The 7,961-nt window shown below is 64.8% G+C and carries 6 protein-coding genes, 3 tRNA genes and 2 rRNA genes (1 of these 11 running past the window's edge); 3 read left to right on the top strand and 8 right to left on the bottom strand.

What is annotated here, in order from left to right:
- Together ACWPXE_RS29485 and rrf are read left to right on the top strand one after the other, a co-directional pair.
- A 23S ribosomal RNA gene (locus ACWPXE_RS29485) occupies window positions 1-2,466 on the top strand (it extends 281 nt beyond the left edge of the window).
- A gap of 133 nt (window positions 2,467-2,599) precedes the next feature.
- Window positions 2,600-2,715: ribosomal RNA gene (rrf, locus tag ACWPXE_RS29480) — 5S ribosomal RNA — on the top strand.
- Between the two features lie 164 nt (window positions 2,716-2,879).
- Here the strand turns inward: rrf and ACWPXE_RS29475 are convergent.
- The gene (locus ACWPXE_RS29475; protein WP_454020677.1) at window positions 2,880-3,506 is read right to left on the bottom strand and encodes an MSMEG_1061 family FMN-dependent PPOX-type flavoprotein; all 627 of its coding nucleotides are present in this window, start codon (window positions 3,504-3,506) and stop codon (window positions 2,880-2,882) included.
- A gap of 83 nt (window positions 3,507-3,589) precedes the next feature.
- On the opposite strand from ACWPXE_RS29475, the gene ACWPXE_RS29470 reads away from it, so the two are divergent.
- Window positions 3,590-4,357, top strand: a complete 768-nt coding sequence (locus ACWPXE_RS29470) for an AraC family transcriptional regulator (protein ID WP_454020676.1) — start codon at window positions 3,590-3,592, stop codon at window positions 4,355-4,357.
- Window positions 4,358-4,459: 102 nt separating this feature from the next.
- Here ACWPXE_RS29470 and ACWPXE_RS29465 read toward each other — a convergent pair.
- From ACWPXE_RS29465 to ACWPXE_RS29435, 7 genes are all read right to left on the bottom strand, one after another.
- Window positions 4,460-4,534: transfer RNA gene (locus tag ACWPXE_RS29465), tRNA-Gly, on the bottom strand.
- Between the two features lie 4 nt (window positions 4,535-4,538).
- A tRNA-Asp gene (locus ACWPXE_RS29460) sits at window positions 4,539-4,615 on the bottom strand.
- A gap of 4 nt (window positions 4,616-4,619) precedes the next feature.
- A tRNA-Asn gene (locus ACWPXE_RS29455) sits at window positions 4,620-4,695 on the bottom strand.
- 95 nt (window positions 4,696-4,790) lie between these two features.
- Window positions 4,791-5,165, bottom strand: coding sequence for a response regulator (locus ACWPXE_RS29450; RefSeq protein WP_035682866.1), 375 nt, complete (start codon window positions 5,163-5,165; stop codon window positions 4,791-4,793).
- A 139-nt stretch (window positions 5,166-5,304) separates the two neighbouring features.
- Entirely contained in the window at window positions 5,305-6,762 is a 1,458-nt protein-coding gene (locus tag ACWPXE_RS29445; RefSeq protein WP_454020675.1) for a pilus assembly protein TadG-related protein, read from the bottom strand.
- Complete coding sequence (locus tag ACWPXE_RS29440; RefSeq protein ID WP_454020674.1) at window positions 6,759-7,367, bottom strand: TadE/TadG family type IV pilus assembly protein; 609 nt, start codon at window positions 7,365-7,367, stop codon at window positions 6,759-6,761. The genes ACWPXE_RS29445 and ACWPXE_RS29440 overlap by 4 nt, the downstream gene beginning before the upstream one ends.
- Before the next feature lie 5 nt (window positions 7,368-7,372).
- Window positions 7,373-7,954, bottom strand: a complete 582-nt coding sequence (locus ACWPXE_RS29435) for a TadE/TadG family type IV pilus assembly protein (protein ID WP_454020673.1) — start codon at window positions 7,952-7,954, stop codon at window positions 7,373-7,375.
- Window positions 7,955-7,961: the final 7 nt, after the last annotated feature.

Genomic DNA, 7,961 nt, shown 5'->3' with positions numbered 1-7,961 from the left:
TAACCGGAAGCGTCTGGAAAGGCGCACCAGAGCGGGTGATAGTCCCGTACGGGTAAACCAGGTTCAATCCTCGAGTAGGGCGGGGCACGTGAAACCCTGTCCGAACATGGGGGGACCACCCTCCAAGCCTAAGTACTCCTCAGTGACCGATAGTGCACCAGTACCGTGAGGGAAAGGTGAAAAGCACCCCGACGAGGGGAGTGAAACAGTTCCTGAAACCGGATGCCTACAAGCAGTCGGAGCTTCCTTGCGAAGTGACGGCGTACCTTTTGTATAATGGGTCAGCGACTTACAGTAAGCAGCGAGCTTAAGGCGATAGCCGGAGGCGCAGCGAAAGCGAGTCTGAACAGGGCGCTTGAGTTGCTTGCTGTAGACCCGAAACCCGGTGATCTAGCCATGGGCAGGTTGAAGGTGCGGTAACACGCACTGGAGGACCGAACTCACGCCTGTTGAAAAAGTCGGAGATGACCTGTGGCTAGGGGTGAAAGGCCAATCAAACCGGGAAATAGCTGGTTCTCCGCGAAAGCTATTTAGGTAGCGCGTCGGGCGATTGCCCACGGGGGTAGAGCACTGGATGGGCTAGGGGGCCTCGCGGCTTACCAAACCTAACCAAACTCCGAATACCGTGGAGCACAGCCCGGCAGACAGACGGTGGGTGCTAAGGTCCATCGTCGAGAGGGAAACAGCCCAGACCGCCAGCTAAGGTCCCCAAATCACGGCTAAGTGGGAAAGGATGTGGGAAGGCCATGACAACCAGGAGGTTGGCTTAGAAGCAGCCATCCTTTAAAGAAAGCGTAATAGCTCACTGGTCTAGTTAAGCCGGCCTGCGCCGAAAATGTATCGGGGCTCAAGCCGTGTACCGAAGCTGCGGATGTGATCTTTGATCACGTGGTAGCGGAGCGTTCCGTAAGCCTGCGAAGGGTGTCCGTGAGGCCGCCTGGAGGTATCGGAAGTGAGAATGCTGACATGAGTAGCGACAAACAGTGTGAGAAACACTGTCGCCGAAAGTCCAAGGGTTCCTGCGCAAGGTTAATCCACGCAGGGTGAGCCGGCCCCTAAGGCGAGGCCGAAAGGCGTAGTCGATGGGAACCACGTTAATATTCGTGGGCCAGCGGGTGTGTGACGAATGGGAAAGCGTGTCGGGCCTTATCGGATTGGCCCGGCTGGGGACCCGTTCCAGGAAACAGCCCCCGCATCAGACCGTACCCCAAACCGACACAGGTGGACTGGTAGAGTATACCCAGGCGCTTGAGAGAATGGTGTTGAAGGAACTCGGCAAATTGCCCTCGTAACTTCGGAAGAAGAGGGCCCCGTCGCGGCGCAAGCCGGGGCGGGGGGCACAGACCAGGGGGTGGCGACTGTTTACTAAAAACACAGGGCTCTGCGAAGCCGTACAAGGCGACGTATAGGGTCTGACGCCTGCCCGGTGCCGGAAGGTTAAGAGGAGGGGTTCACGCTCCGAATTGAAGCCCCGGTAAACGGCGGCCGTAACTATAACGGTCCTAAGGTAGCGAAATTCCTTGTCGGGTAAGTTCCGACCTGCACGAATGGCGTAACGACTTCCCCGCTGTCTCCAACACCAACTCAGCGAAATTGAACTCTCCGTGAAGATGCGGAGTACCCGCGGTCAGACGGAAAGACCCCGTGCACCTTTACTACAGCTTTGCAGTGGTGCTAGGGATCTCATGTGTAGGATAGGTGGGAGGCTAGGAAGCCCGGGCGCCAGCTCGGGTGGAGCCATCCTTGAAATACCACCCTTGAGGTCTCTGGCATCTAACCGCGCTCCGTTGATCCGGAGCCGGGACCCTGCATGGCGGGTAGTTTGACTGGGGCGGTCGCCTCCCAAAGTGTAACGGAGGCGCGCGATGGTGGGCTCAGAGCGGTCGGAAATCGCTCGACGAGTGCAATGGCATAAGCCCGCCTGACTGCAAGACAGACAAGTCGAGCAGAGACGAAAGTCGGCCATAGTGATCCGGTGGTCCCACGTGGACGGGCCATCGCTCAACGGATAAAAGGTACGCCGGGGATAACAGGCTGATGACTCCCAAGAGTCCATATCGACGGAGTCGTTTGGCACCTCGATGTCGGCTCATCACATCCTGGGGCTGGAGCAGGTCCCAAGGGTTCGGCTGTTCGCCGATTAAAGTGGTACGTGAGCTGGGTTTAGAACGTCGTGAGACAGTTCGGTCCCTATCTGCCGTGGGTGTCGGAGTTTTGCGAGGATCTGTCCCTAGTACGAGAGGACCGGGATGGACATACCTCTGGTGCACCGGTTGTCACGCCAGTGGCATGGCCGGGTAGCTAAGTATGGACGGGATAACCGCTGAAAGCATCTAAGCGGGAAACCCACCTCAAAACCAGAACTCCCTTGAGAGCCGTGACAGACCATCACGTCGATAGGAGGCATGTGGACGGGCGGCAACGCCTGAAGCTGAGCCTTACTAATCGCTCGATCGGCTTGATCCTTCCCAGCAGGCGGCCCGCGCGCAGCGGCAAGCCCTGGGCGCACGAGCCAACACCGCAAAGAACAAGAGCAGACGTCCTCAAACTTAACGAAACCCGCCCGTCCGGTCCGGATGGTTCGCGTGTGCCTTGGTGACCTGGTGGTCATGGCGAGGCTCCCAACACCCGATCCCATTCCGAACTCGGCCGTGAAACGCCTCAGCGCCGATGGTACTGCGTCTTAAGACGTGGGAGAGTAGGTCGCCGCCAGGTCACCACGGCACACGCCAAGCCATCAAGGACTTGGATGGATGGGTTTCAAACACACTTGACAATCGGCTTCATGAACGGCAAGGCCGGCGCTTTCCCAACGGAAAGCGCCGGCTTTTCGTCGTGTCCGACAGAGGGCGTTTTTCCGGTCCTGAAACTCCTGCAGCTCAGCCGTAGAGGTCGTTTCGCATCGCATGGTCGTAGTGCGCATCGATGGCCTCCGCGGCGGAGGCGTCCTGCCTGGTCATGGCGGCGAGCATCTGGCCGGGGGTCGGAAGCGCGCCGCGCCCGATCCGGGATTCCGGAGCCCACAGCTTGGCCCGGTTCACCGCCTTGCCGCAGTGGAACAGCACCTCGTCCACGCTCACGACGATGGCCGTCTTGGGAATTTTCGTCCCCTCGGCAAGGTTGGCGCGGAGATCCGCGTCGTCCGAGACGCGGCCGCGTCCATTGATCCGCATGAAGACGTCCAGGCCGGGGAACAGGAAGAGCATCCCCAAGCGGTCGTCCTCCAGCAGGTTGCGCATGGACTCGATCCGGTTGTTGCCGGGCCAGTCGGCGAAGGCGACGGTCTTGGCATCGAGCATCCTGACGAAACCCGGCGGGCCGCCGCGCGGCGAGGCGTCCAGACCCGCAGCGCGACCGGTCGCGAGGCAGAAGAAGGTGGCCTTGGCGAGGTAATCGGCGTGGAAGGAGATCAACTCCGTCATGACCGCCTTCTGGACATGCTCCATCGGCGGGTCGTAAAGCCGGTCGAGGTCGGGCGTGGGGGAAGGGGAATTCTGCGGAATCATGGCTTCCTCCTGTCGCGAGCAGTCTAGCGGGCGACCGAAGGCAGCGCTAAGCTATGGCGGCCATTCGATAGCGGATTGACGCCATGTCCGAGGAACGGTTCGCCTTCGCCGCGAGTGATGCGTGCGAACCGATCATCGTCGCCATCTACGAGACGCAGGCCGAACATCGTGCGCTGGGACTGCACAGCCATCCGCGCGGCCAGCTCTCCGGTCTGCGCCGCGGGCTGCTCACCATCGGCACGGAGACGGACACCTGGGTGGTTCCCGCTGAGCATGCGGTCTGGCTTCCGCCCCACCAGCCGCACCACGGCTACACCCACGGGGCCGTCGAGGGGTGGAGCTGCTACATCGCGGAAGCCGCCTGCGCGACGCTGCCGGACCGGTCCTGCATCATCAAGGTATCCGGCCTGCTGCGCGAGGCGGTGATCCGCGCCTCCGGATGGCGGGGGTGGGAGCTGGACGAGGCGCAATGGCGCCTTGCCATGGTCCTCCTCGACGAACTCAGGGCCTCGCCCATCGATCCCTTTGCCCTGCCCATGCCGCGCGATCCGCGCCTTCTCCGGATCGCGCGGGCCTTGCTCGACGATCCCGGGGATCGGCGTGGCATGGACGCCTGGGCTTCCTGGGCGGGCGTGTCCGAAAGGACGCTGAGCCGCCGCTTCGTGGCGGAGACCGGCTACAGCTACACCGCGTGGCGGCAGCGGGCGCGCCTGATGCGCGCGCTGGAGATGCTGGCCGAGGGCGCGCCGGTGACGACCGTGGCCATCGACCTCGGCTACGACAGCGTCAGCGCCTTCATCGCCTTGTTCAAGCGGACGCTGGGCGTGACGCCATCGGCCTATTTCGGCTGAGCGGAATGGGGAAGGAACGGGTTGGCACCAAGCGACGTCTGAAACGACGAGGGGCCGCTTGATGCACAAGCGGCCCCTGTAGACACTGTCGTGCCCCGAAACTGGAGCGGGCGAAGGGATTCGAACCCTCGACCCCAACCTTGGCAAGGTTGTGCTCTACCCCTGAGCTACGCCCGCAATGTGGCGCGAGTGACGGGACTTGAACCCGCGGCCTCCGGCGTGACAGGCCGGCGCTCTAACCAACTGAGCTACACCCGCAATATGGCTCCGGATGCTGGACTCGAACCAGCGACACGCGGATTAACAGTCCGCTGCTCTACCGACTGAGCTAATCCGGAACGGAGGCCGGCTTATACGGGTCCCTGCGGCGCAGCGCAAGCAGGAACTTCACCGGAGAGCGAACTTTTTTCGCTGCCACCCTCCGGCGGTCCGGTCAGGCGACCCCGAGCAGGCTCTGCACCGCCCGGACGATGCTGTCCTCGGAAAAGGGCTTCTGGACGACGGACAGCTGGCCCGGCTCCTCCTTGGGCAGGTTGTCGCTGTAGCCGGTGGTGACCAGGATGGGCAACTCGGGGCGCTGCTCCTGCATGCGGGCGATCAGGCTGGTGCCGTCGAAGTGCGGCATGCGCAGGTCGGTGATCAGGATGTCGGCGGGATCGTTCTGGTCGATCTTGAAGGCATCGAACCCGTTGCGCCCGATGGTCACGCGGAAGCCGCGCTCCTCCAGGGTTTCGGCAATGGTGACCGCGACGACGGGGTCGTCTTCGGCAACGATCACGTGAAAGGTCTGGGGGAAGGTCTGGGACATGACGGGCGGGCCTCTTGTCTGCACGGTCCCGATTCCTGTAGCCCATTGGGCGGCGGCGGACCAATGCGCAATAGGTCATAAACCGCTGTCTCCGCCATACCGCCCCCGGCCAAGGTGCCGGCCGTTCAGCGCAGGCCGATCAGCGGATGATTCGCAGGTTGCTGAGCTGGCCGGCTATGGTGCGGAACACCGTCTGCAGATCCGCCGGCGTCGGGCTGTCGAAATAATGGTTCGGGCCGGGCGAGGCACAGCTTTCGTAGAGGGTGCGGGTGGCGCTGCTGGCGCTGTCGCCGACGGTGATGGTGAAGAGGGTGATCCCCGCCGCCTTCATATTGCTGCACAGCGTCAGCATGCGGTTGTTGATCGCCGTCGTCACCTGATTGGTGTCGGTGGTGCCCAGCAGCCCGTCGCTGAGACGCTGGTAGCTGGTGTAGTCGCCCTGCGGCTTGTACTTGTACCACTCGTTGTTGCCGTCGGTCAGCAGGACAACCGCCTTGGACATGTCGGGCGTCCCGTAATCGAGCGGCAGCGTGTCCGGCGTCGTGCCGCCCCACAGGCCGCGCCACTTCGGCGACAGGGTGAACCATCCGGCCTGCAGCCCCTGGTTCGCCATGGTGCCGCCGCGGTTCACCGGCTTCAGCCCGGCGATCCTGGCGAGCAGCGCCGAGCGGTCGTTGGTCAGCGCCATGATCGGCGGCGGACAGCCGAGATTCGGCCCGGCCATGTCGTTGGTCTGGCGGTAGGTGCCGTCGTCGGTGATGTTCGTGGGGGTCCAGGGGTTGTCGTTGTTGGTCCCGTTGTACTGGTTGTTCGGGTACCAGAAGGGCTTGAACGGCGCGGAGGCCGGCGGGGTGTCGGTCTGGTCCTGCGGCTGGGTGCGCGCCAGGACGCAGCCGCGCCAGCCCTGGGAGGCCCATTTGGTGGCGTCGTAGCTGCCCGCCGCCAGCCAGTTGGTGCGGGTCTTGCCGATGTTGACCTCCGCCGCGTAGGGGGCGATGGAGACCCACAGGTTTTTCGGCGGCGCGCTGCCCGGCCCGAACAGGATGTTGACGAGGTCGGTGGCGGCGCTGCGCAGCTCCCCGATGCGGTTGTTGGTCGCCATGGAGCCGGTGACGTCGAGCACCAGCGCCAGTTCCAGCCCGGCGTTGGCGCGCTGCACCTGATTGGTGACGGAGATGGTCAGCTCGTTCACCTGCAGGACCCGCAGGAAGGTCGTCGGCAGGGTGGCGGTGACCGACACGCCGACGCGCTGGTTGGTCTGGTCCAGCGTCACCGCCGGGGTGCCGATGGCCGCCCCCAGGAAGCCCGGCGGCAGGTTGGCCGCGACGAACATGGCGATGTCGCTCTGGGCGTCCGCCGTGGAGTTCAGCATCTTGCCGGCGGCCAGCGCCCCGGCGTCGATGGCGGTCTGAAGCCGCGACTGCACGAGGAAGGCCCGGCCGTAATCCACCGCCAGCCCGACCATGCCCAGCAGGGGCACCGCGGCGGCGGCGAACATCAACGCCGTGGCACCCCGTCGGTCCCGCCGCACCGTGCCCAGAGAGGTGGCGCCCAGAGAGGCGAGCAGGCGGGCCGCGGTCAGGAAGCGTGTTCTCATGGCCCGGTCTCCAGCGTGGTGAGCGTGCCGAGCCGGGGCTGGTAGACGGCGCTGGCGTAGAGCGTCGTGGAGGTCCCGGCGTCGCCGAGCCACGGTCCGCTCAGCAGATAGGGGGTGAAGCGGTAGAACAGCTCGGTGAAGATGGCGTTGTCGCCGGGCTGCTGGGTGAAGCCGGGCGGCAGCGTGGCCGCCCCGCCCGCGGCGCCGTAATGGCTGATGGCGGAGCCGGTGCCGGCCCGTTCCTGCCACATCACCCGCGATCCCTGGCCCATGTTGGCGACCGAGGTGACGATCACCTGCCCGCCGGCCATCAGGTCCAGCGGCTGGGCGACCTCCGTCGCGGCGAGGAACAGCACGCCGACCTCGTTCCCCTTCACCACGGTCATGCCGGCGCGCAGCTTGTCGAACTGGGTGGCGATGTCGCTGACGTTGGCGGCGGTGCGGTTCAGGGTCAGGGTGATGCTGACGTAGCGCACCACGTCCACCGTGGCGGTGACCAGCAGCAGAAGGACCGGCGCCAGCAGCGCCATCTCCAGCGCCGCGACGCCGCGACGGTCGTGCGGCAGGGGCCGGCGCCGGGATTCCGGGGCCTGTGTCTCCATCATGCCGGTCACTCCCCCACCATGAAGGGTTCGTTGCGCACGGCCAGCCGGGCCTCGTGGATCAGCTCCGCCCGTCCCAGGACCGTGGCGCCCAGCCCGGTCAGCACCGGCTGGGTGTAGCGCAGCGTGTAGACTACGACCTGCCCGCTGCCGCCCAGCGCCGTCCCGGTCTGATTGGCGTCCCAGTCGGCGGAGCCGCAATTCAGGTCGGTGAGCGAGGTGGAGGGCGGAATCCCGCTGTTGACCTGCCCGAGGGTGGTGAAGGAGGCGTAGCTGTGGCTGCGCACCGACAGGCGGCTCTGGTCGAGCACCCGGCTGGTCAAGCGGTACACCGTGTCGCAGACCTGGGCACGGCGGTCGGTGAAGCCGGTCGCCAGCTCCCCGGTGAAGCCGCTGCGGGCGGCGGCGCGGGCGGCGTGGTTCAGCAGGCCGTCCACGGTCAGCGAATAGGACACCTCGGCCAGCGCGATCATGCCGGCGATCAGCGCCGGGGAAACGATCGCCAGCTCCAGCGTGGTCAGGCCCCGGCGGTCACGCGGGAGACGGAGGCCGGGAAGAGGGCCGGGAAGAGAGCGTCTGCGGCTGCGCATGGGGCCG

Source organism: Azospirillum sp. Marseille-Q6669, assembly GCF_965111635.1.
The sequence above is the reverse complement of the archived record's forward strand: the minus strand, read 5'-3'. Positions and strand labels throughout refer to the sequence as shown.

What these genes read in the sequence shown, in the direction of transcription:
- ACWPXE_RS29445 (WP_454020675.1), bottom strand. Translation starts at nt 6,762, where the DNA reads ATGAGAACACGCTTCCTGACCGCGGCCCGCCTGCTCGCCTCTCTGGGC.
- ACWPXE_RS29470 (WP_454020676.1), top strand. Translation starts at nt 3,590, where the DNA reads ATGTCCGAGGAACGGTTCGCCTTCGCCGCGAGTGATGCGTGCGAACCG.
- ACWPXE_RS29435 (WP_454020673.1), bottom strand. Translation starts at nt 7,954, where the DNA reads ATGCGCAGCCGCAGACGCTCTCTTCCCGGCCCTCTTCCCGGCCTCCGT.
- ACWPXE_RS29475 (WP_454020677.1), bottom strand. Translation starts at nt 3,506, where the DNA reads ATGATTCCGCAGAATTCCCCTTCCCCCACGCCCGACCTCGACCGGCTT.
- ACWPXE_RS29450 (WP_035682866.1), bottom strand. Translation starts at nt 5,165, where the DNA reads ATGTCCCAGACCTTCCCCCAGACCTTTCACGTGATCGTTGCCGAAGAC.
- ACWPXE_RS29440 (WP_454020674.1), bottom strand. Translation starts at nt 7,367, where the DNA reads ATGATGGAGACACAGGCCCCGGAATCCCGGCGCCGGCCCCTGCCGCAC.